The organism is Acidobacteriota bacterium (assembly GCA_039028635.1).
Lineage (GTDB): Bacteria > Acidobacteriota > Thermoanaerobaculia > Multivoradales > JBCCEF01 > JBCCEF01.
Genome location: JBCCHV010000002.1, coordinates 1 through 23,368, shown reverse-complemented (window position 1 = coordinate 23,368; position 23,368 = coordinate 1). Strand labels below are relative to the sequence as shown.

Here is a 23,368-nt window from a genome sequence, read left to right as displayed (position 1 = left end):
TTGTCTCTCATGAAAAAGACTGTTCTCAGTCTTGCCCTGATCAGCCTCCTGGCTCTGGGTGGTTCGGCGGTCGCCGAGCTCTGCACGATCGATGACGTGCCGGGCGCGACCCTGCTGCTGCCCTACTTCGAGGTCGATCTGGACAGCGACTCGGGTATCACCACCCTGTTCTCGGTCAACAACGCTTCGGCCGCTCCGGTCGTCGCTCACGTCACGCTCTGGACCGACCTGTCGGTCGCCACGATCGACTTCGACCTCTACCTCACCGGGTACGATGTCCAGTCGTTCAACGTCCGTGACATCTTCAACGGCACGCTGCCGCAGACCGGTCCGACCGACTCCCTGAGCAACCGGGGCGACTTCTCGGACCCGCACGCGGTTCCCGCGAGCTGCGCCGGCGGTTTCCCGATCGGTAACGTTCCCCCGTCGCTGATTCAGCTTCTGGAGGAGGCCCACACCGGTCAGTCCGTGACCCGCTTCGGCGGTCTCTGCGCCGGTACCGACCAGGGCGACAACATTGCCCGCGGTTACATCACCGTGGACATCGTTCGCGAGTGCTCGACCGACTTCCCGAACACCCCGGGTTACTTCGACACCGTCGCTGGCTTCGACAACGTTCTGTGGGGCGACTACTTCTACGTCGACCCGTCGAACGACTTCGCTCAGGGTGAGACCCTGGTGCACATCGAGGCCAACCAGCAGGCCTTCGCCCCTGGCGACTACACCTACTACGGCCGTTACGTCGCGTTCACCGCGGCTGACGCTCGTGAGCCCCTGTCGACCCACTTCGGCACCCGTTACCTGACCGGTGGCGGCTTCGACGGTGGCACCGACCTCATCTGCTGGCGTGACCCCAAGGTGAGCGGCTCGCCGTTCGCTTGCGGTAGCCTGCCGAGCCCGATTCCGCTGGGTCAGTCCCAGGTTGTCATCTTTGACGAAGAGGAGAATCCGGAGATCGTTCCTGAGTCCCGGATCTCCCCGGGAGAGGAAGAGGACGAGATTCTGGTGTGCCCCTACTGCGCGCAGCGTCGCGCCGTGGACTTCACCACGCCGAACAACGGTTGGCTTTTCCTGAACCTGAACCACACGCTGGCGGCCGGTGACCCGACCGGTGGCATCGCTCAGGCTTGGGTGACCACCATCATGAGCGCTGAGGGTCGTTACAGCGTCGGCTTCGACGCCATCTCCCTCGTGAGCGCTTGCTCGGACCTCGACATTCTGCTGCCCATCGGTGGTGACAGCTAGTCGGAGTTCAGTAGTTTGAAGGACGGTGGGCTCGGGTTTCCCGGGCCCACCCTTTCTATTTCTCGAGGCGTTTTGCTTTCGACGATCCCTGTGGCCTGGTTCCGTCGCAATCGGTGTCCGAGCCAGACCGGAGGGATTCTCCGAGCCACCTGGCGGTTTCTTTCGTCCGCCAGCAACAGAGAGGGTTCTCCGAGATGAGATCCCACGTGCTCCCCGCGCTCGCCTGCACCTCCGCAGCCTTCTCGGCGTCGCATCCTGCGGCTCCCCCATCGAGCGTCCTTACTTTCTCTGCTACTCCAGGAAGTCGACAGGAGTGATTTCGATGCTGCCAATGACCAAGGACTCCCGCACCCTTCGCACCCTCATCTTCGCGGTCGCCCTGGGGGGGCTGCTCGCCCTTCTCGCGCCGACGGCCCAAGCCCAGAGCTGTGGTTGGAACCCCGATCACTCGCCGTCGACGCTGCCCCCGAGCGGCCTGTGGAGTGGCCTGCGGCCGGCTGACACCACCGGTCCTCCGACGGCTGGCAACAACCTGCGAGACACCACCTTTTTCGACCGCAATGGCGGCTACTCGGCGTCCAAGCCCATCTGGCAGTCCCTCGACGTCGAGAACAACTACATCTTTGCGGGCTTCAATCTCGGTTTTCAGATTTGGGACGCGACTGCGAGTCGCACTCAGCCGACCAAGCGGGCCAATGTCGATGTCACCCGCAACGGCACCCTGCCGATTTTCTTCCGCAATCCCCACAACTACTTCATCGTCGACGATGTCGATGCCCCGCCGGGCAACGACGATGTCGCCGCGATGGTGGGCTGGGAAGGCATGGGTTTCGTGGTCTGGGACACCACCAACAAGACCAATGTGCGGGTTGCCTACCAGGATGGCGCCACCGGGGGCAATGCCAAGCGCGGCTCCGAGGTCTACGCCACCACCATCAACAACCGCGACTACGCCTTCATGGCGGCCTGGTCTCTCGAAGGCGGTCTGTTCAGCTATGACTTGACCCAGGCAATGACCGTCGGCGCGACTCAAGCCTGCTCCGAAAAGATCAATCCCGCCTTCCCGGCTCCGCTGTGCAGCGGCGTCTTCCAGCGCGCCCTGAGCAGCGACCCGCAGCGTCACGTCGACGGTGCCGGCAGCGACAGTCAGGGCCACTTCGTGGTCTTCAGCGGCGGCATCGAGGTCTCCGCCCGCGGCTTCGAGATCTGGAACGTCTCCAACCCCCAGAACCCGAGCCCCGTGATGGACGGCCTGGGCAACGATCGAGCCCACGGCGTGGCTCTTTGGAAGGACGGCTCGAAGTTCTACCTCGCCGTCGCCAGCCGCTTCCCGGACGTCGGCCGGATCTACGACGTGAGCTGCATCCGAACCGGTACCTGCACCCTCGGTGCGCCGCTGTTCAGCTTCCCCCTTGAGGGTTTGAGCGCTTCGACCGTCGCGACCGTGACCTACTCGGAGAGCAACGGCACTCCTTACGTTTACTTCGGCCGAAAGCAGGGCAACGTCATCGACGACCTGCAGAGCGAGTGGCTGTTCGACGTCTCGTCGCCCTCCAACCCGCGGGAGATCCTCGGCGGCAACCCGAACAACGGCAATACCGGCCAGCAGACTCAGACCCTGGAAGGAACCACTCTCGGCTACTGGAGCTACTACTACGCCTGCTCGCCGGAGGGGACCAACCACTTCGAGCCGCGCATGGGTAAGTTCTCGGGTGAGTTCTTCTATCGCGCCGGTTCGTCGATCTTCGATATCCATCGCCTGCAGGACGTCTCGCCGACCATTACGGTGGTTCGAAGCGGCGCCGAAGATCGCTTCATCGGCGATACCGTCAGCTTCTCGGCGACAGCGGCCAACTGCACTCCCTCGCCGTCCGGCTGGAGCTGGACGACGACCGGCGGCGACATCATCGGTTCGAGCAACGGCTCCACGATTCAGGTGCAGTGGGGCTCGACCGGCGTCAAGACCGTCAATGCGTCGAACTCGTCCTGCGGCGGAGCGAATCAGAACTCCGACACGGTCAACATTCTCGACCCGGCACCGGTCATCGGCAGCGTGACGCCGAACGTCAGCAGCGCGTCCGTCTGCCAGCAGGTGACCTTCACCGCCAATGGGGTCGACGGCCGCGCGCCGCTGACCTTCGACTGGTCGATCCTGAATCCCAACAACGAGCCGATCAGCAATCCGTCGCTGACCATCAGCGCGGACGGCCGTACGGCGACTTGGGACACCGGCGCCGACCAGCCTGCGAACGGCAACTATCGCGCCGAGCTGCTGGTGACCAACTCGGCCGGTGACGACACCGCCACCAGCGGTCCCGTCGCCATCACGCAGCCGGCTCCGTTGGCCTTCACCGGGCCCGGAGGTGCACCGAGCTTCAATGTCAACTTCGGCAGTGTGGACTTCAATGCCCTGAGCCAGGGGGCGGCCGAATGGCGCTGGAACTTCGGCGACGGCACGCCGGCGGTTTGGGACGACGATCCGGTGACCGGACCTCGGCCGACCCACGAGTACGACACCGAAGGCAATTACACGGTGAGCGTCGAGATTCGCAACTGCGTCGAATCCACGCCGCTGCAGAGCGCCGAGGTGACGGTGCCGATCACCGACGTCAGTCCGCTGGAGATCACTCAGTTCAAGGCGGTGTGTCCCTTCGGTCAGTGTTTCTTCTTCACCACCGACAACATCACCTTCCAGACCACCGTCAACGGTGATCCCGAGCAGTACCGCTACGACTGGGACGGCAACGGCACCTTCGAGCAGACCAGCTCGACGCCGGTAACCACTCATCGCTACACCACCACCGGCTTCTACCGGCCGCGGCTGCAGGTGACTCGCGGTAGCCGGACGGACACCTTCGAGCATGCGGTGGATATCCAGGTGACCACCGGCCAGCAGCAGAACCCGCGTCTGATCATCACCGGGCCGTCGACTGGCGAAACCGGTGACAGCCTCGAGTTCCGGGCCTCCGCCGTCGACTGCACGCCCAACGCCAACGGCTACAGCTGGAACACCGGTGGCGGCAGTGGCAGCAGTACCAGCGACCGCATCACCATTTCGTGGACCACCACCGGAACCAAGACCGTGCGGGTCGAGAACTCCGGCTGCGGCAACGAGAGCGACACCCATACGGTGGTGATCCGCGAGCCCAGCACCGGCGGAGGCGGCGACCTGGTGGCGCGCTACAGCTACGCGCCCTCGGCACCGGCCGCCGGTCAGGAAGTCACTTTCAACGCTGGTTCTTCGACCGGTGGACCGGACTCCTATTTCTGGGACTTCGGCGACGGCAGCACGGCCAATGGGCGGGTGGTGACCCACACGTTCCAGAACAACGGCGCCTACCAGGTGCAGCTCGAGGTCGGGCGAGACGATTCGTCCTGCTCGTTCAACTTCTGCACCGATGTCGTGACCCAAACGGTGGCGGTCGGTGGAACATCGGGTGCCTGCCAGCCGGGCAACGAGACCCTCTGCCTCTTCGACGGTCGTTTCGATCTCCAGGTTCGCTGGAAGAACCAGCGGGACGACAACGAAGGTACCGGCAAGGTGTTCCCGTTCCCGTCCGATGAAACCGGCATGTTCTGGTTCTTCGGTCCGAGCAACGTCGAGCTGATCGTCAAGATCCTCGATGGCCGCACTTCGACCGGCGCCTTCTGGGTCTTCTATGGCGGCCTCAGCGATGTCGAGTACTGGCTGACGGTGACCGATACGGAGACCGAGGAGTCGGTGGAGTACCACAACCTGCCGGGGACCATTTGCGGCCAGGCCGACACCGAGGCGCTGCCGGACGGGAACGTCACTTCGGGTCTGCGTCTGCAGCCGATGAGCGCCCTGTCGGACTTCAGCGATAGCGGTCTCGGCTCGATCGCCGCTCCGGGTGGCGCTTCCGGTACCTGCGTCGAGTCGGACCAGACCCTCTGCCTGCTCAACGGCCGCTTCGCGGTCGAGGTCGACTGGATCAACCAGCGGGTCGAAGGCGATGAAGGGGAAGGCACCGCGGTCGTAGGAACCGACGAAACCGGTTACTTCTGGTTCTTCAACGCCGACAACATCGAGCTGGTCGTGAAGATGATCGACGCCACCTCGATCGACCAGGGGTACTGGGTGTTCTTCGGCGCCCTCTCGGACCTCAACTACTTCGTGCGGGTCACCGATACCGTGACCCAGGAGACGAAGGTCTACGAGAACCAGCCGGGGAACTTCTGCGGTCAGGCCGATACCTCGGCCTTCTGAGCCCCTTGATGGCGACGGCTCTCACCGAGCCGTCGCCACTCAGCCCTCTTCGCGAGGGCGATCGTCGCGAGATCGACCGTCCATGCTAGAGCCCGCCGTCCGTGCCCAGGGACTGACCAAGAGCTACAAGGTCTTCGCGTCCCCCGGTCGGCGGTTGCGGGAGCTCCTCACGGGCCGCGCTCTGCACGAAGAATTTCGTGCTTTGCGGGACGTCACCTTCGAGCTCGCCGGGGGCGAGGGCCTCGCCCTGGTGGGCGAGAACGGTGCCGGCAAGAGCACCCTCCTCAAGATTCTCTCCGGGATCACCGAGCCGACCGCTGGCGATTTTTCGGTGCGCGGTCGTTGCGCCTCCATTCTCGAGCTCGGGTCCGGCTTCCATCCCGACTTTTCGGGTCGCCACAACATCGTCCTGAATGCCGCGCTCCTGGGCCTTTCGGAGTCCGAGGTGCACGCCAAGATGGACGACATCATCGCCTTCAGCGAGCTCGGTGACTTCATCGAGCGGCCGGTCAAGACCTACTCGACGGGCATGGCCATGCGACTGGGCTTCTCGATTGCGACCCAGGTCGATCCTGAGGTCCTGATCATCGACGAGGCCCTGTCCGTCGGCGACGGCTACTTCCAGAAGAAGTGCATCGATCGCCTGCAGGTCTTCGTCGAATCCGGCGGCACACTGCTCTTCTGCTCCCACGCCATGTACTACGTCAACGCCTTCTGCAATCGTGCCCTCTGGCTGCGCGATGGCGAGATGGCGGCCCTCGGGCCGGTGGCCGATGTCGTCCGGGAGTATGAGAACTACCTGCTGGCAAAATCGGCCGCCCGATCCCAGGTCCAGGTGCCGGAGGCTGCCTTGCCAGGGCCGGCGCGGCTGACCGAGGTGAGCGTGGTCACGGAGGATTCCGAGGACGGCGTCCCGACGCTCGGTTATTGCGACCCTGCGGCGGTCGAGATCTCCTGGGAGACGGACGATACACAGCGCCAGTTCCACCTTGGGATCGGCCTCGATCGTGCCGACGGAGTCGAAGTCTGCGTCTTCGGAACCCATCACGACGGCCTGACGCCATTCAGTGGCCGCGAACGCTATCGCGTCGCGCTTCAGCTACCCCGCATGCCGGTGGTCAAGGGCGAGTTCGTCCTCAACGTCTTCCTGCTCGATGAAGCGGGGCTCCACATCTACGATCAGTGCACCCTCAAACCCGGATTTCGGGTCGTCGGCGGCGAGTATCGTTTCGGGTTGATCGAGGTCGACCATGGCTGGGAGTCCCTGGACGGCCAAGCGGTGCCGCGACTGATGGAAGCGCAGCGATGAGGTTGCGAATCCGACGCTGGGTGCTCTCCCGTCTTGGTCGTGAGCCCCTTCCCTCGGCGTGCTGAGCCCATCCCCCCTCAGGATCCAATATCTCCTTGACGACGCACCCCTCTTCGGGGGCGTCAAGGTGGTTTTGCGCCAGGCCGATCTGCTGGTCCGACGCGGCCATCGGGTGACCGTGATCAGCCGCGGAAAGGCTCCCGATTGGTATTCCCCGGAGGCCGAGTTCCTGACTCTGCCGGATCTCGATCCGGCGGCCCGGCCGCCTGCCGATGTCACCGTCGCGACCTATTGGACGACCCTCGCCCCGGCCTGCCAGAGCCAGGGCGAGGTGGTCCATTACTGTCAGGGCTACGAGGCCTCCTACAGCCACAACGGCAGCGAACACGACGCCATTCGCCTTGCCTACCAGACCCCGGTGCCGGCGATCACGGTCTCCGAGCACCTGGCCGAGTTGGTGCGCCGACAGTTCCGTCGGCCGGCCCGGCGGGTGCTTCAACCGCTCGAACCGGAGTGGTCGCCACGCCCAGCCGGGCAGCCCTCGGATCCGCCGCGGATCCTGGTGGCCTCGCCCTTCGAGATCGACTGGAAGGGAGTCGCGACCGCCCTCGATGCGGTGCGGCATTTGCGCCAAAGGGGAGTTCCTTGCCGCCTGGTCCGGCTGTCGCAATGGCCGCTGCCGGCGGAAGAAACCGCGCTCCTGCCGGCTGACGAAGCCCATATCGGTATTCCGCCCCGGCAGGTGCCCGACTTGGTACGGAGCTGTGATCTCTTGCTCGCCCCCTCTTGGGAAGCCGAGGGGTTCGGTCTTCCGGTGCTCGAGGCGATGGCCTCGGGGGTGCCCGTCGTGGCCTCCGACATCGCTTGCTTTCGTGGCTTCGCCGCCGGTGCCGCGGCGCTCGTGCCGCCGCGCGATGGCCTCGCCTTCGCCGCCGCCGCCGGTGCGCTCCTCGACGATCCTGAACGCTGGCGCGAGGGGCGTCGAGCCGGCTTGGCGGTGGCCGACGCCTTCGCCGAGGAGAAAGCCGCGGCCGATGCCGAATCGGCACTGCGATGGGTCGCCTCGGGGGCTTGGAAGCGCGAAGCGGTGCGGTCCGGGAGAGAGTCGTGAAGCTGAGCTGGATCGTGGTGGCATTTCATTCCTCGCCCGTAATCGGCCCAGCGATCGAGTCGTTTCGCAAAGAGGCGCGAGCCGCCGGTCATGTCGCCGAGGTGGTCGTCATCGATCACTCGGACGATGCCGCCGAGACCGCCGCTCTCGAGGCCCTCGAGCCCGAGCACCTCGAGGTGCGACCGAACGCCGGCTATGCCGCCGGTCTCAATGCCGGGCGATCTCACGCCACCGGCGAGATTCTCCTGTTCGGCAACCCGGATCTGCACTTCGAAGCCGGATCCGTCGCCGCCTTGGTGAAGGCCACCGGGGAGGCCGATCTCGTTGGGCCGCAGTTCGAGCTCGCCGGTTTCCTCTTTCCACCGGCGGAGCCGCGGACGGTGCGGGAGGAGCGCCGCCGACAGCGTGCCGGCCGCAGCCCGGGCGCTTGGTTTCGCACCATGCGTCGGGAAACCGACCGCTGCCGCCGGGTCTGGGAGGCGTCGAGCCTGATCGCGGTGCGGCAGCTTTCGGGAGCTCTGGTCGCCTGCCGTCGCGAGGTCGCCGAACGCCTCGGCCCCTGGGACGAGAGCTACTTCCTCTACTTCGAGGAGACCGACTGGATCGACCGAGCCCACCGTCTCGGGCTGACAGTGGCCCTCGAGCCGCGGGCTCGGGTGGTTCACTCCTGGGGCCATGCCGCCCGACCCTCCGGCCAGGCGGAGCGCTACGCGCGCTCGCGCCGGCGCTACTTTCGTTCCCGTGGCTGGCTCGGTCGGTTGGCCTTGCGAACCCCCAAATGGGGGGAGGATCTACCGTTCGCGGCCGGTGAGCTGCCCGGCGAGCGCCGTCGAGATCTCGGGCCTGCCTGGTGGCTGGCGTCTCCCACGTCCCTCGGCATGCCGGCCGCAGGACTGCGCTCTCACGGTGTGCCTCTGGAAAGCCTTCGAGCGCTCCACGAGGCCTGTCCCGAGGCCCTGTCCTTGGTCGTCTCGGCGGTCCCGGACGAGGGTTCTGCGGTCGCCGGCGTCTGGCGTTCCGATCCCCCCTCGGGAGCGCAATAGAATGCCGCGATGTCGCTGAGCTTGTCGGTCGTCATTCCGGCTTTCAACGAAGCCGAGCGCTTGGGGCCCACCCTCGAGCGCATTGCCTCCTACCTCGAGGAGGGCTCCGGATCCTGGGAGATTCTGGTGGTCGATGACGGCAGTCGCGACGCCACCGTGGCGGTCGCCGAGGCCGCCGGAGACGGCGTGAGGGTGCTGCGCCAGCCGGAGAACCGCGGCAAGGGAGCCGCCTTGCGCCGCGGGGTCGGTGAGAGCCGTGGCGATCGCGTGCTGCTGTGCGATGCCGACCTGTCGACCCCGATCGAAGATCTCGCCCGACTGATCCCGGCGGTCGATGCCGGGGCCGCCCTGGCGATGGGCAGCCGGGCCGTGTCCGGCTCCCGTATCGAACAGCGTCAGCCGCTCTATCGGGAGCTGATGGGAAAGACCTTCAACGGTCTGATTCGCCTCTTTGGCGTGCGCGGTTTTCGCGACACCCAGTGCGGCTTCAAGCTGCTCGACGGTGCCGTCGCCCGGCAGCTCTTCGAGCAGCTCAAAACCGATGGCTTCGCCTTCGACGTCGAGCTGGTCTGGCTCGCCCTGAGGGCCGGTCACGAGGTGGTGGAAGTGGGAGTTCGCTGGTCCAACTCGGCCGACTCCCGAGTTCACCCGATCCTCGATTCGAGCCGCATGCTGCGCGACATCCTGCGCATGCGGTGGCGCCACCGGGGGAGATCTCGGCACCGCGCGCCATGAGCTTCAATCCCATGCTGCCGGTGTTGGTGGGGCTGGCACTGGTGCCGCTCCTGTGGGGGTGGAATCGGCCCCTGTGGCGCGCCTGGGCGGTGGTCGCTTTGGTCGCGACGGCGGCCCTCTGGCCGGCTCTCGAGATCCCGGACGGCATTCCCTCGCCGGCAGCCATCACCGGCCAGGAGGCGCCCTGGCGGGGCGTCGTCAGCACCGTCGGCGGCCACCCGGTGCAGAGCGACGTCGTCTACCAGATTCAGCCCTGGATGGTCTTCGCGCGCCAAGAGCTGCGCCAGGGGCGTCTGCCCTTCTGGAATCCCCACCAGTATGCCGGCGCGCCGTTCTGGAGCAATGGCCAGAGCGCTCCCTTGTTCCCGCTCCATCTCCTTTTCGCGGCCCTGCCCCTGTCCTTCGGCTGGCTGCTGCTGCCTTGGCTACGCATGGTGATCGCCGGCCTGGGGGCTCGTGCCCTCGGTCGCCGGCTCGGGCTGGGACCCGGAGCGGCCCTGCTGGCGGGAGCCGCCTTTCCGCTCACCGGCATGGCGATTGGGTTCTGGCAGTATCCGATGGGCAATGCCATCGCCCTGGTGCCTTGGGTCCTGTGGGCCGTCGAGGGTTTGTCCCGCGAGCGCAAGAGGCTGCTGCCGCTCGCTCTTCTCGCCGGCCTTCAGGGTCTTGCCGGCCATCCCGAAACGGTTCTGCACACGGCCTTGATCTCCGCCCTCTACCTGTTGGTGCGAGGGGCTACTTGGCGACTCTGGGGATACTGGCTCGCCGGCTGGTCCCTGGGCGGCGCCTTGGCGGCGATTCAGCTCGTTCCGCTGGCCGCCTTGGTGCTCGAGAGCAGTCGCTGGCAGGCCGCCGGAGGGAGCTTTGCCGAGCCCCTCGGTCGGCTCCTCCAGCAGCCTCTTCGGCTGGTGCTGCCGGGCCTCTACGGCGACCCGGCAGCGGGCACCTGGTGGGGGCCCTACAACGTCCTGGCGACCGGCGTTTACGCCGGGGCCTTGGCCTTGCCGCTGGCGGCGGCCGGCTTCGAAGGCCGGCGTCGCGAGCGCTGTTGGCTGGCGGTGTCCGCGATCCTGGTCTTCGCTCTGCTGGCGGCCTATCACCTGCCCGGTGTGCGGCACCTGCTGACGATCGTGCCGCTGATCGGCAAGGCCCTCCATCACCGCCTGCTGTTCGCCGTCGATCTCGCGTTGGTCTTGCTGCTGGCGGCCGGCTGGGAAAGCCTGAAGTCCGGCCGGTTCGGTCGTCGGGGCCTGCTTTGGGGGAGCCTCGGAGCCCTCGTCATGGTCGTCGTCGCCTGGGTTCTACACGCCGAGAGCTGGCGCCAGGAAGGGCTGTTGGTGGGCCAGGCCTGGGCCACGGCGGCGCTGGTGGCCGCCTTGGCGCTGCTCGCTCTGGCGGCGCGGCCATCCCCTCGCTGGCGACTCCTGTGGCTGATCCTCCCCGCCTTGGTGCTGGTCGATCTGCTCGTCGCCCATCGCTCTTTGGTACCTGCGGTGTCGCAGGCCAGCTTCTACCCGCGAACCGGCGCCATCGAGTTTCTCAGCGAGCGCGAAGGGCGGCTGGTGGCCACCGGCTCGGTGCTGCGTCCCAATGCCGCGACGGTCTATGGACTCGACGACGTGCGGGGTGACGACACCCTCAAGCTGGCGCCTGCTCAGGAGGTCCACCGGGAGCTTTTCGGCACCGCCAGCCCGACCTTCTTCGAGCCGGTGCGCCGCTGGCCCGCGGCGGCTCTCGATCGCCTGGCGGTGCGCTGGGTGATGACCGGGCCCGAGGAGCGCGCTCCGCCGTCGGCGGGGGTGCTGGCCTATGGCGGTCCGGATGCTCGCGTCTTCGAGCGTCCGATGGCGCGACCGATAGTGCGCTGGGCCGATGGCGGCGCGGCGGAATCGCTCGAGGTTTTGAAGCGGGTTCCCGGCTATTGGGAGATCACCTGGCAATCATCCCGGCCTCGGGTGCTGGAGGTCGCCGAAACGGCGGCTCCCGGTTGGCGGCTGCGCTCGCACGGTTCGACGGCGGCGCAACTGGCGGCCAGCGACGACTATTTGCTGCAGATCGAGGTCGGTGCTGGCAGCGGTCGCCTCGAGCTCGAGTATCGACCGCCCGGTTGGTGGCCCGGAGTGATCGTCAGCGCGCTGGCACTGGGAGCTCTCGCCGTGCTCTGGAGGCGTTCCCGATGATCTCCTTCCGGGACACCGGGGAGGCCGAGCTCGCCGGGCTCGATGCCCTGTTTCGTGATCGCTTCGGCCATCCCTTCGACGCCGAGTCTTGGGACTGGAAGTATCGCCGCACCCCCGGCTCGGCGATCAGCCGGGTGGCCGTCGACGAGGCCGGCGAAGTCTTGGCCCACGCCGGGGCGTTGGCCTTTCCAGCCCATTGGCGGGGAGGCTCCGGGCTCCTGTGGAGCGTTGTCGACATCGCTGGCCGCACCGGTAAGGGGCAAGGCCTCCGCCCTCCCATGCTGGACCTGCTCGGCGGCATCCTGGATGAGCTTCCCCACAGCGGAGACTTCCCCTGGGTGACCGGGTTCCCCAACCGCCGCCATTACCAGCTCGGGCGACGCGCCTTCGACTATGTCGCCGTGGCCACCAAGGTGCCGCTGTGGGGGGAGCTGCCGACGGCGCCACCGCGCCAGGCTGGGGCCGAGCCGCAGGACACGTGCCCGCCCGAGGCGGAGGCGATCTGGACCGCCTGTGACCTCGGCGGAGTGGTGCGATCGGGCACTTTCCTCAACTGGCGCTACTACGCCCGGCCGAGTCGCTACTACCGCTTCTACCGGCTCAGCAGCGGCAGCTTGATGGGCCTGGCGGTCTTCGCCTTTGTCGGCCCCGAAGCTTGGGCCGCCGAGCTGTGGCTGCCGGCCGGTGGCGATTGGTACGATGCGCTGCTGGCCGTGGCCGGGGATCTGCGGCGGGCAGGGATCGAGCGCTGGCGATTCTGGCCGTCGGCGGATGCGGTGCAGCAGCGGGTCTTGGAGCGTTTGAGCTTGCGAAAGGTGCCGAAGGAAGAGACTTTGGTGTGCTGGCAGGGTCCGGTGGACCGGGCTCTCTCCGACTTCGGTCTGTATTTCTCAATGGGGGACCACGATGCCGTTTGAGCGCTGGCGGCGCGGCCTCGGCCTGGTCTTGGCGGCCCTGCTGTGGATGGCGTGCGGCTCGGGAGAGCCGGAGGGGTTCCGGCTTCCTCTGGAGGAAGGCCCCTGCCCACCGGACTGTACAGCGACCGGATTCGAGTTCTCCTCGCCGCCGCGATTCGCCTTCTTGGCGCGCGACAACGAGGCCCGACCAGCCATCCTGTCGCGAGGCAGTGGTTGGCGCTGGCGCGGTAGGGTGCCGGCCGGCGGTCGCCTGTCGGTGGGGGCGCAGACGGCAGCGGAAGACTTCGAGCGCTTCGAGCTGCGCCTCTCCTTGCGCCGGGGGGAAGAGCTCGAGATTCTCGACCTCGGTCAGCGGGACGGGCCATCTTGGCTCGACCTGAGCGTCGATCTCGACCGCTACTCCGGCGAAGAAGTCGAGATCGAGGCGGTGGCCAAGGTGATCGCTGCGGCCGGCGAGACCGAGGTGGCTTGGGCGCCGCTGGTGCTCGAAGGCAGCGCCGTGGCGGCGACCGACGAGCGGCCCAACATCCTGTGGATCGTCATCGACACGCTGCGCGCCGACCATCTCACCAGCTACGGCTACGAGCGCGATACGGCACCCCATATCGAGCGCCTGCTGGCGAGCCAGGGCACGCTGATCGAGACCGCCTATTCGCAGGCGCCCTGGACCCTGCCATCGGCGGCTTCGTACCTCACCGGTCGCTATCCGGGAGACATCCTGGGATCCAGCATGAGCAGCTTCGGGATCCCGTCGGATGTCCTGTCGGTGCCCGAACGGCTCGCCGACCTCGGGTACCGGACCGCCGGCTTCGTCGCCAACCCGACGATGCATCGCGGCAACGGCTTCGCGCGCGGTTTCCAGACCTTCTACACGGCGCCGCCGGCCAACGAGTCGATGTTGCGCCACGCCGACGATGTCGAGGGCCGGGTGCTGCCCTGGCTGAAGGCCCATCAGCGGCGCCATCCCTTCTTCCTCTATGTTCACTACCTGGATCCGCATGATCCTTATGACAACCCGGATCTGGTGGACGGGCGTTCGCCCTGGTATCCGGACTACGACGGCACCATCTCCGGAAAATGGGTGCATGGGGTCTATACGGGCAAGATTCCCCTCACCGATCCGGAGAAAGACATCGCCCACCTGACCGCCCTCTACGACAGCGAGATCGCCTATGTCGACCGCGCCGTCGGGCGGCTGCTGGCCTCGATCGATCCCGAGGTGTTGAGCAATACGCTGATCGTCCTGACCTCCGACCACGGCGAAGAGCTCTACGATCACGGTGGCTGGAAGCATGGTCAGACCCTTTATCAGGAGCAGATCCGGGTGCCTCTGATCCTGCGTTGGGACGGCCGCATCGCGGCCGGCCGGCGTCTCCCCGGGACGGTATGCCTGGTGGACTTGGCGCCGACCCTGATCGCCGCCGCCGGCGGAACGCCGGACCCGGCATTGGCCGGCGAAGATCTGTTGCCGGTGGTGGTCGCCGGCGAGCCGCTGCCGCGGCGAGAAGCCTTTGCGGAGAATCTGTCGAGCGGACCGCGGCGTGCGGCGGTGGTGCTCGACGGCAAGAAGCTGGTCCGCTTCGATCGCCATCGGCCGTTTGTCGCGGGCGAGGAGCTGCGGGATATCCTGTGGCGAGCAGACGTCGAGCGTCTGCAGCGTACCGAGCTCTACGACCTGACGGCGGATCCCGCCGAAGCGCACAACCTGCTGCCCTCCGAGGCGCCGCGAGCGGCTCCTCTGCTGCCCTTGGTGGATCGCCGCTTGGCGACCGGCGAAGGCGGCTTGTGGTTGGTGACGGGGCCCAGAATGGAGGGCCGCCGACTGCGCCTGGAGGTCGAGCTCGGCGAGCCCACGGCGGGCTGGGAAGGCTACTTCCTGGGGCCCGAGGATCGCTTCCAGGTGATCGGTCGTCGCCTTGTGTTGCAGCTCGCCGAGGGCCCGATCGGCAGTCGGGGAGTCCGCCTGCCGGAGGCTCAGGAGGTGGTCATCGAGTCCCTCGAGGTGACCTTGGAGGAGGGCGAGATTCTGGTCGGTGATGGACGGGTCTACGAAGGCGGCAGGCTGACGGCGCAGGACCTTCGGGCCAAAGGTTGGCCGCGGTCGGAACGCGCCGCCCTGGCCCTGTGGGTGTCCGAAGAGAGCGCTCACGGCGATGCCGAGGAGCTCGACGAAACCCGTCAGCGCCTACGTGCTCTGGGGTACCTCTGATGGGCCAGCCCTTGCCTCCGCCCTCCGCTGCCGGCTCGGTGGTCGCTGGCAGCTTGCTGGTGCTGGCGCCTCACTACGATGACGAAGTGCTCGGCTGCGGCGGCCTGTTGCTGCAGCGCCTCGCCGCCGGCGCCCGCGTCCAAGTGCTGTTTCTGAGCGACGGCGGCGGAGGTGAGGAAGCGATCGCCGATCGGCAGGCCTATCGCGAGCGCCGGCGCCGGGAAGCGGAAGCGGTGGCCGCCGAGCTCGCGCTCGAGCCGCTGGTTCACCTCGACCTGCCCGACGGCGGCCTCGAGGATCACCTCGACGACCTCGCCCGAGGCATCCGGCAGGCCCTCGAGGAGCAGCCCTTCGAAGCCCTTCTGGTGCCCTCCCCTCTCGAGGCGAGCGCCGACCATCGGGCCGTGTTCGCCGCCCTCCATCGCCTGCTGGCGCCGCTGCGCTCGTCGTCCGAAGACGACGAGCTCTTGCTCGAGCGCACCCGCAGCCTGCAGATCCTGGTTTACGAGATCAACCGGCCGGCCTTCCCGGATCTCCTGATCGATGTCAGCGCCGAGGTGCCGCGGCTCGCCGAGTTGATGGAGCTCTACGCCAGCCAGCAGGAGCGCCGCGACTACTGGCGCGCCTCCCTCGGGCTGCGCCAGTACCGCACCTTGACCCTGCCGTCGGCGGTCGCGGCGGCGGAGGGCTACCGCCGCCTGGTGGTCGAGGATTTCGTCACGCGCAGCCCCGCCCAGCTGGTCTCATTCCTGGGCGGAGCGCCGGCCGTGTCGACGGTGCGCGACGGCCCGCTGGTGTCGGTGATCGTGCGCACCAAGGACCGGCCCGAGCTGCTGGCGGAGGCCTTGGCCAGCCTTGCCGACAGCTCCTATCGGCGGGTCGAGCTGGTGCTGGTGAACGATGGCGGCGAGACGCCTCGGCCGGCCGCCGAGTTTCCCTTTCCGATCCGGCGGGTCGATCTGGCCGAGAACCGTGGCCGGGCGGAGGCGGCCAATGCCGGGATCACCGCCGCCACCGGCGATTACGTGGCCTTTCTCGACGACGATGACCTGCTGGCTCCGGAGCATCTCGCCACCCTCGTCGGCATGGTCGGTGGCTCGGGTGTTCGCGTGGCCTACAGCGATGCCGCCGTCGGCATCTACGAGCTCGATGGTGACGGTTGGAGCTGCCGCGAGCGGCGCTTGCCCTACAGCCGTGATTTCGATCCCGATCGCCTCCTGGTCGACAACTACATCCCGTTCCACACCCTCCTCATCGAGCGCCGATTGTTCGACGAGGTCGGCCTCTTCGACGCCGCTCTGCCGATCTTCGAAGACTGGGACTTCCTGATTCGACTGGCTCGCCACACCCCCTTCCGGCATCTCGCTCAGGTGACCTGCGAGTACCGGCACTTCCGTGGCGCCGACCACCATGCTCTGGGCGAAAGCCCGCGTCAGCGGTCCGATTTCCTGGCGGTCAAGGCTCGGGTCCTGGCGACCCACCAGGCCGACCTGACGGCGGAGCGCTTGGCGGCGGTGGTCGAGGGGTTGCGGCGTGAGACCGTCGAAGCGGTCGAAGAAGCCTCCGCCAGCCGCCAACATGCGGTCGAAGAACGCCGGCGTCACGCCGCCACGGCGGAGCGCTACCATCGCCTCAACGGCGAGATCGGCCCCTTGCGGCAGGATCATCAGCGTTTACAGGCGGACCTGCAGCGCCTCTACGAAGAGGAGGCGGCCTTGCGGGCGGTGGTCGAAGATCAGAACCAGCATCTCGGTCGCACCTACGACGAGATCGCGCGCCTCGAGGGCGTCATCGAGGAAATGGAGGCCACGCGGGCGTGGCGCTGGCACCTGCGCTGGAGGCGCTGGACCGGGCGATGACGCGAATCGCTCTGGTCAGCAGCGAGCCGATCCGCCCCCGGATGGCGGGGATCGGCATTCGCTACCGCGAGATGGCGCGGCAGCTTCGCGCCCTCAGCGCTGGCACCGTCGAGACGGTGCTGGTGTCGCCGGCGCAGGGAGGGGAGGAGGCGGCGGCCGGAGGCGAGGTTCCGCATCGCACCTTTCGTCGCGGAGCTCTCCAGAGCCTGTTGGCCGACTGCCAAGGAGCCGTGGCGCAGGGTCAGCTCGCCAATGACGTGCTGCTCGAATGTCCCGCGCTGCCGGTGGCGATCGACCTCTACGACCCCTGGTTGGTGGAGAACCTCCACTATGTCGATAGTCTCGGCCTCGACCCCTACCGCAACGACCACGCGACCTGGGTGTTGCAGATGTCGCAGGGAGATTTCTTCCTCTGCTCCTCGGAGGAGCAGAAGACCTTCTACCTCGGTTTCCTGACCACCCTGGGACGGGTCCATCCGCGCCGTCTCGAAGGCGATCCGGATCTCACCTCCCTGATCGCGCCGGTGCCTTTTGCTCTGCCGGAATCGCTGCCGCCTCATCGGCCAGTGCTCGACGACGAGGCGTCGGGGGCGCGACTCCTCTTCGGTGGGCTCTACGACTGGTATGACCCGTGGACCCTGCTCCAGGCGCTCGAGCAGGTCGAAGGCGACTGGACGCTCTATTTCATCCGCAACCCCAATGCCGAGTCGACGCCCCAACGGCTATGGTCCGAGGTCGAGTCCTTCTGCCGCCGCCGCGATTGGTGGCAGCGACGGGTGCGACCGCTCGATTGGGTGTCGGCGGACCGCCGCTGGGACCTGTTGCGCGATGTCGATCTGCTGGTGGCGCCCCATCGCCCCAGCCTCGAGACTCGCTTGTCGCTGCGCACTCGCTACCTCGAGGCGCTGGCGGCTGGCTGCCCGGTGATCGCCACCGATGGCGGCACCGTCGGCCGCCTGCTGCTTCAGTACGACGCCGGTCGGGTGGTTCCGGCGGAAGACTCGAAGGCTCTGGCTGTCGCCATCGACGAAACCCTGCGCGGCGTCGACGCAGAGCGCCACCGTGCCGGCGCTCGCGAGCTGACGTCGCGATATCGCAGCTCCGTCGCCCTGGCGCCGCTGTTGGCCTTCTGCCAGCGGCCGCGGCGTGACGAGTCGAAGGCGGACTTCGCTTTCCGGCCGGCGACGGTGGCGCCACCGGACCCCTTCTCCTTCCGCTTGCGTCGCTGGCTCCGGAGTCGGCGATGAGCCTGAAGAAGATCTCGGTCGCCATCCTGAGCTGGAACGGACGCCATCACCTCGGACCCTGCCTCGAAGCCCTCAGCCGGCAGCGGGACCCCGGGCTGCCGTGGGAGGTCTTGGTGCTCGATAACGGCTCGACCGATGGCACGGTGGAGTGGCTGCGGCAGAACCATCCTGCGGTGCGCTGTGTCGAGAGCCGCCTCAATCTGGGCTTCTGTGCCGGCAACAATCGCCTGGTGGAAGAGGCCGAAGGCGATGCCATCGCCTTCCTCAACAACGACACCCGGCCGCAGGAGTCCTGGCTGGCGGCGCTGGTTGATGGTTTGCGCCGCTGCCCGCCCGACGTCGCCGCCGTCTCCGGACGGATTCTCGACTGGGCAGGGGAGCGGCTCGACTTCGCCCGCGGCGTCATGACCTTCGATGGTCACGCCTTTCAGATGGGCTTTCGGCGTCCCCTCGACCGGCTGCGACCGCAGGAGGACCCACCCGACGGGGAGGAGCTCTTCTTCGCCTGTGGCGGCAACATGTTGATTCGGCGGCAGTCCTTTCTCGCCGCCGGTGGCTTCGACGAGGACTACTTCGCCTACCTCGAGGATGTCGACCTCGGCTGGCGCCTTTGGTCCGGCGGGGAGCGCGTGCGCTACGTCGCCGATGCGGTGGTTCACCACCGTTCGAGCGCCACCAGCGACCTGCTCGGGCTCTACAACCGCGGCTTCTTGTTCGAGCGCAACGCCTTCCTCACCGCCTATAAAAACTACGAAGACGGCCTGTGGGAGCAGGTGATGTCGGCGGTCTGGCTGACCTTGACGTCGCGCACCCAGACCCTGCTGGTGCAGAACAATCCTGGGGGCGAGGTCTTGACTCAGGATCCCTATGCCGGGCTGATCGCCAATACCGGGGAAGCTGGGCCGAGTCCGCCGACGAGACCCTTGTGGCTGCGGCCGCGAACCCTCCTGCGCACCCTGCGCCATCGCCTGCGCGCCGGCGGTCGGCCGGTCTTGACGGACGAGCGCAGCGTCGCCCAGCTGCGGGCTCAAACCTGGATTCTGGGGCACCTCGACCGCAGTCACGCCAAACGCCGGGCGGTTCAGAGGCGGCGCAAGGTCAGCGACCGCAGCCTCTTGGAGCGCTTCCCGGTGTACGTGGTGCCGACCTACCCGGGGGACGAGCTGCTGTTCGCGCGCCCCGGCTTTCGCGCCGCCCTCGCGGGACAGCTACCAACCATCGACTCGACCCTCGACGAGCTGATGGCGCTGGAGGAGCGGAGCTCCTAGCCGTCCGGGTCGAGAGCCGGTCCGCGGTCGCCGTGATCGGGCCCGCGGTCGCCGTCGCCAGGCCGGTGGGCGTCGCCTTCTTCGTCTCCCTTGTCGCCGGTCGCCATCGGCTCTTCGGGCTCCTCGGCAGCGCCGAACCAGCTCAGAATGCGGAAGTCGAGAAAGTAGCTCCACCAGTTGTCGGAAGGCTCGCCATCGGGCGCGGCGAGGGCAACGGGAGCGAGGCTCCCGCTGATCGAAAGAGCGACGAACAAGACAATCAACCGTCGACGCATCACGGTTCCTCCCAGAGCGACCACGGGAAGGCTCCGAGCCGCTCAGCGGCTGGATCCTCCGTGGGCTCCAAATAAGCAGTCAACAAGGGCGCCCAGCTTAGCAGGCTCCCGGCCGTTTGAGACGGCGTTGACGTGAATTTTGGTGTATATACGCCGAAAACTGCGCTACGGCTCTGGGTGGCCCGAGCTGGGCGAGTGCAGCGGCGAGTTTCCTCGCGCTAGCTGCATGCTCTGACGCATGGCTGCGATCAGCTGCCGCGAGAGAGTCTCGTCGAAGGCGGCTCGACGGAACGTCTGCAAGGCCTTCGCGAGCTCTGCCGGCACCCCTTGGTCGCCGAAGATGCGCGCCAGCGACACGGCGAGTCGCTTGGTCGAGAAGTGGCGGCCCTGGGCGAGGTAGATCTCGGCGAGATCGAGACCCACCAGAGCGGCCGAGTAGGTCTGTCCGAGCTCGAGGAAGGCATCGCGGGCCGTCAGCAGGAGCTTCTCCCCACGATGGTCTTCTCCCAACCCGAGGGCGACGGTGGCCTCGAGCCAGAGGCGCGGCGTGGTGATGGCCTCGTCGTCGCAGGCGGCGTAGAGCTCCGTTGCTTGCTCGACAAGAGTGCGGGCTTCTGCAAAGCGCCGCAGCTCGCACAGGCTCAGGGCCTGATTGTGAACCACCATCAGCGGCAGCCGGGGGTCTTCGGCGTCGTGCAGCAGGCGGGCCGCTTCGCTGAAGTGCCGTAGCGCCTGCTCTTGGTCCTTCATCAACTGACTGACGATGCCCCACTTGATCAGCACCTTGGTGAGGCCGCGGCGGTCGTCGAGCCGGCGATAGTGACTCTCGGCCGAAGCCAGCAGCTCCGCCGCCTCGCCGAAACGGCGCTGATCCTGGCGCAGCGAAGCCTCGAGACTGTCGAGCTCGCCGCGAATGCCGCCATCTTCGACCGGTAGGTGCCGCAGGTGGGCCCGCAGGTTTTCCCACAGGCCGTCGGCACCTTGCAGATCGTCGGTGACCCGCAATGCGTTGGCTCGATGGCCTTCGGCCAAGCTCTGCAACTCGCTCGGCCGCAGGCGGCCGTAGAGGGCTTCCGGCACGCGATGAGCCAGGCGGCAGACTTCGCTGTGGAGCTCGAGAGCTTCGCGGGGGGCATGGCGCATGAGCTCCCGCGCCCGCGCCAGCAGGCCGACGATGACGGCCGGCGTGGCATAGGTCTCCGCTTCGCGATCGATCAGCTCGCGCCGTTGCTGGGGCGGTGCGGCCAGGAAGCTCTCCGCCAGTGCCGGTGCGGCTTGGTGGTCCCACTTCTCGAGAATCGCCAGATCTTTCGACCGGGGACGACCGGCCGCGCCGGAGCGACGGCGGTCTCCGAACATCACGAAGCGGCGGTAGGCGCGATCACACTCGACGCAGTCGCGCCGCAGATCACGGATCTCCGCCGCCTCGCGGGAGGCGGTTCCTCCTTCACTCTCGAGAAGGGAGAATACGGTCAGGTGACTGTGACTCATGGCGATTTCGTAGCCGGTGCCGGGCTGCGAAGGAATGGTCCACATCCGAGCACACGACAAAGCGGACCTCGAAGGTCACTCTATTCTACTCTTCTGGGCTCTTCGCGTCTCTTCCGCACTGCGGCATTGCCGATTTTGACCCTCAAAGGGTCGCGTCTCCTTCTCGGTCTCACCTTTGGAACGCTCGTCGAGCGCCTAAAGGCTAAAGCGTAATCTCTGGGATTTTTGCGTCACGGCGATCGCTGCGACGAGAGAGAGAATTTCTCCCCATCGTGAGCGTTATGTCAGGAGAACTCAACCGGGAGGCGGAAATGGACAAGATCAACCTGCGTCAAAAACTTACTCAGATCGACCAACACTGGCAGCCGCGTTTGGTGGGCGAGCTCAACGGACAGCATGTGCGACTCGCCAAGCTCCAGGGCGAGTTCGTCTGGCACCATCACGAAGACGAGGACGAGCTCTTTCTGGTGCTCGAGGGCAGGTTGCTGATGCGGCTGCGGGATCGCGACGTTTGGCTCGAAGAGGGCGAGATGTTCATCGTTCCACGCGGTGTCGAGCACCTTCCGGTGGCGGAAGAAGAGGTCCATGTCCTGCTGTTCGAGCCGGCGTCGACGCTCAACACCGGCAACGTGCGAAACGAGCGCACCGTCGAAGAGATCAATCCGCTCTGATAGCCATCAGCTATCCGCGAGCAATCCCTCGATGGCCGGCCGGCAGCGTCGTGCCGTGTCGGCCTGGTGCAGCTCGCCGCGGGAGATCTCGCCGCCGAGGCGACCCATGATCTCGCTCCCCAGATAGGCCTCCAGGAGCTCCTCTTCGCCACCGTTCTCGAGATAGTGGTGGCGCAGGTAGCCGCTGGTCATGGCCATCGCAAAGGAGGCGAAGGTGGTGGCGAGGCGCCCGTCCTCGCCGCCGGTGGGCCGATCGAGCTCCTGGGCCCAGACCTCGAGATAGAAAGTGCAGGCTCCATAGCGCGCCATGGCGCTGAGGAAAGGATCGATCACCGGTGGAACCTCGATCGCCGGGGCTCGCTGGACCACGACCTCGGGCCCCCACCGGTCGAGGCGATCGGCGAGCGCTTCGACCGCCTGCCGAGACTTGCGGTGGATCGCCTCGGGTTCGTGCTCGGGACCGAGATCGAGCTCCGAGATGCGTCGGTTGAGGTCTTCGAAGAGCAGGCTCTGCTGGTTGGGAGTCAGCCACGAGCTCTGCGCCATTCCTGGCTGGGCGGTCAGCGAAGCGACGAGCAGGGTGATGAAGAGCGAGAAGAAGCGAGAGGTCATGGATGGACTCCTGGCTGAAATTCCTCGGCGAGCAGGCCGAACATGACCGTGTCGCGCCACTCGCCATATTTCTTGACGTCTTGAACGAAGTGTCCTTCGCGGCGGAAACCGAGATTGGTCAGAACCTTGGCGGAGGCGGGGTTGCGAGGATCGACGCGTCCGATGATGCGGTGGGCTTGCAGAGTTTCGAAGGCGAAGACGAGAAGCGCTCGCGAGGCCTCCGTTGCCAGGCCCCGGCCCCAGGCCTCGCGGGCCAGGCAGTAGCCGAGCTCCCACTGCTCCGGCTCGCGCGCCAGGAGCACGCCGAGACCGAGCGGGATTCGACTCTCTCGGTCGACCAGGGCGAGCCGGTAATCGCGGCGCGGGTCAATCTGGCGATCGGCACGAGCGGCGTCCAGGTAGGCGCGCGTTTCGCTCTCGCTGTTGGGGCCCCAGCTCAGAAAGTTGGTGACCTCGGGATCGGATGCCCAAGCGTGGGTGGCGCCGAAGTCGGACTCCAGAAAGTCGCGGATCTCGAGGCGTTCCGTTGTGAGGTGGAGGGGAGTGCTCATGGCGATCTCGCGGTGAAAGAAGCAGGCGTCAGGTCTGGATCAGCTCCAGCAGATTACCGTCGGGATCCTGGAGACCGACGTACTTGCCCTGCGGTACGGTCTTGACCTCCGAGAAGAAGCGCACTCCGCGAGCCGATAGGCGGGCATAGTCAGCCTCGATATCGTCACTTTTGAGCACCAACACGGTTGCCGCTTCCTGACCGTACTCGCCGCGTTCCGGGTGCCGGGCTGCACCGCCCATCAGAATCAGGTCGATTCCCGAAACCTCGAAAATCAGCCACTGGTCCGACGATTGTTTGAGGGGCAATCCCAGGAGGTCACCATAAAACTCTCGGGCGGCGTTGAGGTCTGAGACGAACGACTGGACTTCTGCGAGCTCGAGGGCCATGGTTCCTTTCTCCGCGCAGCAGACAGAAT

General features: G+C 66.8%; 18 protein-coding genes. 13 read left to right on the top strand and 5 right to left on the bottom strand.

Annotated features, from left to right (window positions below; translation table 11 throughout):
• Nucleotides 1-9: 9 nt before the first annotated feature.
• From AAF604_01280 to AAF604_01225, 12 genes are all read left to right on the top strand, one after another.
• On the top strand, nucleotides 10-1,245 hold the full coding sequence (locus AAF604_01280; protein MEM7048253.1) for a hypothetical protein: 1,236 nt from the start codon (nucleotides 10-12) through the stop codon (nucleotides 1,243-1,245).
• Nucleotides 1,246-1,567: 322 nt separating this feature from the next.
• Entirely contained in the window at nucleotides 1,568-5,473 is a 3,906-nt protein-coding gene (locus AAF604_01275; protein ID MEM7048252.1) for a PKD domain-containing protein, read from the top strand.
• Nucleotides 5,474-5,555: 82 nt separating this feature from the next.
• The gene (locus AAF604_01270) at nucleotides 5,556-6,782 is read left to right on the top strand and encodes an ABC transporter ATP-binding protein (GenBank protein MEM7048251.1); all 1,227 of its coding nucleotides are present in this window, start codon (nucleotides 5,556-5,558) and stop codon (nucleotides 6,780-6,782) included.
• 127 nt (nucleotides 6,783-6,909) lie between these two features.
• A complete protein-coding gene (locus AAF604_01265; GenBank protein MEM7048250.1) occupies nucleotides 6,910-7,893 on the top strand; it encodes a glycosyltransferase family 4 protein in 984 nt (327 codons plus the stop codon).
• Nucleotides 7,890-8,936 carry a glycosyltransferase gene (locus AAF604_01260; protein ID MEM7048249.1) on the top strand — a complete coding sequence of 349 codons (1,047 nt, stop codon included), beginning with the start codon at nucleotides 7,890-7,892 and terminating at the stop codon, nucleotides 8,934-8,936. The genes AAF604_01265 and AAF604_01260 overlap by 4 nt, the downstream gene beginning before the upstream one ends.
• Nucleotides 8,937-8,945: 9 nt before the next feature.
• Nucleotides 8,946-9,671, top strand: a complete 726-nt coding sequence (locus tag AAF604_01255; GenBank protein ID MEM7048248.1) for a dolichyl-phosphate beta-glucosyltransferase — start codon at nucleotides 8,946-8,948, stop codon at nucleotides 9,669-9,671.
• On the top strand, nucleotides 9,668-11,851 hold the full coding sequence (locus AAF604_01250) for a hypothetical protein (GenBank protein MEM7048247.1): 2,184 nt from the start codon (nucleotides 9,668-9,670) through the stop codon (nucleotides 11,849-11,851). Before AAF604_01255 ends, AAF604_01250 begins: the two co-directional genes overlap by 4 nt.
• The gene (locus AAF604_01245) at nucleotides 11,848-12,768 is read left to right on the top strand and encodes a hypothetical protein (GenBank protein MEM7048246.1); all 921 of its coding nucleotides are present in this window, start codon (nucleotides 11,848-11,850) and stop codon (nucleotides 12,766-12,768) included. The genes AAF604_01250 and AAF604_01245 overlap by 4 nt, the downstream gene beginning before the upstream one ends.
• Entirely contained in the window at nucleotides 12,758-14,977 is a 2,220-nt protein-coding gene (locus AAF604_01240) for a sulfatase (GenBank protein ID MEM7048245.1), read from the top strand. Before AAF604_01245 ends, AAF604_01240 begins: the two co-directional genes overlap by 11 nt.
• A complete protein-coding gene (locus tag AAF604_01235) occupies nucleotides 14,977-16,836 on the top strand; it encodes a glycosyltransferase (GenBank protein ID MEM7048244.1) in 1,860 nt (619 codons plus the stop codon). Before AAF604_01240 ends, AAF604_01235 begins: the two co-directional genes overlap by 1 nt.
• Entirely contained in the window at nucleotides 16,833-18,083 is a 1,251-nt protein-coding gene (locus AAF604_01230) for a glycosyltransferase (protein ID MEM7048243.1), read from the top strand. Before AAF604_01235 ends, AAF604_01230 begins: the two co-directional genes overlap by 4 nt.
• Nucleotides 18,080-19,351: a glycosyltransferase family 2 protein gene (locus AAF604_01225; GenBank protein ID MEM7048242.1), complete on the top strand. Its 1,272-nt coding sequence runs from the start codon at nucleotides 18,080-18,082 to the stop codon at nucleotides 19,349-19,351. The genes AAF604_01230 and AAF604_01225 overlap by 4 nt, the downstream gene beginning before the upstream one ends.
• Here the strand turns inward: AAF604_01225 and AAF604_01220 are convergent.
• Entirely contained in the window at nucleotides 19,348-19,629 is a 282-nt protein-coding gene (locus AAF604_01220) for a hypothetical protein (protein MEM7048241.1), read from the bottom strand. The genes AAF604_01225 and AAF604_01220 overlap by 4 nt on opposite strands.
• Nucleotides 19,630-19,791: 162 nt before the next feature.
• Complete coding sequence (locus AAF604_01215) at nucleotides 19,792-21,117, bottom strand: hypothetical protein (GenBank protein MEM7048240.1); 1,326 nt, start codon at nucleotides 21,115-21,117, stop codon at nucleotides 19,792-19,794.
• A gap of 311 nt (nucleotides 21,118-21,428) precedes the next feature.
• On the opposite strand from AAF604_01215, the gene AAF604_01210 reads away from it, so the two are divergent.
• A complete protein-coding gene (locus AAF604_01210) occupies nucleotides 21,429-21,788 on the top strand; it encodes a cupin domain-containing protein (GenBank protein MEM7048239.1) in 360 nt (119 codons plus the stop codon).
• 6 nt (nucleotides 21,789-21,794) lie between these two features.
• Here AAF604_01210 and AAF604_01205 read toward each other — a convergent pair whose 3' ends face one another.
• From AAF604_01205 to AAF604_01195, 3 genes are all read right to left on the bottom strand, one after another.
• Nucleotides 21,795-22,400: a hypothetical protein gene (locus tag AAF604_01205; protein MEM7048238.1), complete on the bottom strand. Its 606-nt coding sequence runs from the start codon at nucleotides 22,398-22,400 to the stop codon at nucleotides 21,795-21,797.
• On the bottom strand, nucleotides 22,397-22,951 hold the full coding sequence (locus AAF604_01200) for a GNAT family N-acetyltransferase (protein ID MEM7048237.1): 555 nt from the start codon (nucleotides 22,949-22,951) through the stop codon (nucleotides 22,397-22,399). Before AAF604_01200 ends, AAF604_01205 begins: the two co-directional genes overlap by 4 nt.
• Nucleotides 22,952-22,979: 28 nt before the next feature.
• Nucleotides 22,980-23,368 (bottom strand): VOC family protein (locus AAF604_01195; protein ID MEM7048236.1); only part of this gene is annotated, 389 nt, incomplete at its 5' end.

Bases quoted from the DNA above. Each gene is read 5' to 3' on its own strand.
- AAF604_01280 (MEM7048253.1), top strand. From the start codon at position 10: ATGAAAAAGACTGTTCTCAGTCTTGCCCTGATCAGCCTCCTGGCTCTG.
- AAF604_01275 (MEM7048252.1), top strand. From the start codon at position 1,568: ATGCTGCCAATGACCAAGGACTCCCGCACCCTTCGCACCCTCATCTTC.
- AAF604_01270 (MEM7048251.1), top strand. From the start codon at position 5,556: ATGCTAGAGCCCGCCGTCCGTGCCCAGGGACTGACCAAGAGCTACAAG.
- AAF604_01255 (MEM7048248.1), top strand. From the start codon at position 8,946: ATGTCGCTGAGCTTGTCGGTCGTCATTCCGGCTTTCAACGAAGCCGAG.
- AAF604_01250 (MEM7048247.1), top strand. From the start codon at position 9,668: ATGAGCTTCAATCCCATGCTGCCGGTGTTGGTGGGGCTGGCACTGGTG.
- AAF604_01245 (MEM7048246.1), top strand. From the start codon at position 11,848: ATGATCTCCTTCCGGGACACCGGGGAGGCCGAGCTCGCCGGGCTCGAT.
- AAF604_01240 (MEM7048245.1), top strand. From the start codon at position 12,758: ATGCCGTTTGAGCGCTGGCGGCGCGGCCTCGGCCTGGTCTTGGCGGCC.
- AAF604_01235 (MEM7048244.1), top strand. From the start codon at position 14,977: ATGGGCCAGCCCTTGCCTCCGCCCTCCGCTGCCGGCTCGGTGGTCGCT.
- AAF604_01230 (MEM7048243.1), top strand. From the start codon at position 16,833: ATGACGCGAATCGCTCTGGTCAGCAGCGAGCCGATCCGCCCCCGGATG.
- AAF604_01225 (MEM7048242.1), top strand. From the start codon at position 18,080: ATGAGCCTGAAGAAGATCTCGGTCGCCATCCTGAGCTGGAACGGACGC.
- AAF604_01215 (MEM7048240.1), bottom strand. From the start codon at position 21,117: ATGAGTCACAGTCACCTGACCGTATTCTCCCTTCTCGAGAGTGAAGGA.
- AAF604_01210 (MEM7048239.1), top strand. From the start codon at position 21,429: ATGGACAAGATCAACCTGCGTCAAAAACTTACTCAGATCGACCAACAC.
- AAF604_01205 (MEM7048238.1), bottom strand. From the start codon at position 22,400: ATGACCTCTCGCTTCTTCTCGCTCTTCATCACCCTGCTCGTCGCTTCG.
- AAF604_01200 (MEM7048237.1), bottom strand. From the start codon at position 22,951: ATGAGCACTCCCCTCCACCTCACAACGGAACGCCTCGAGATCCGCGAC.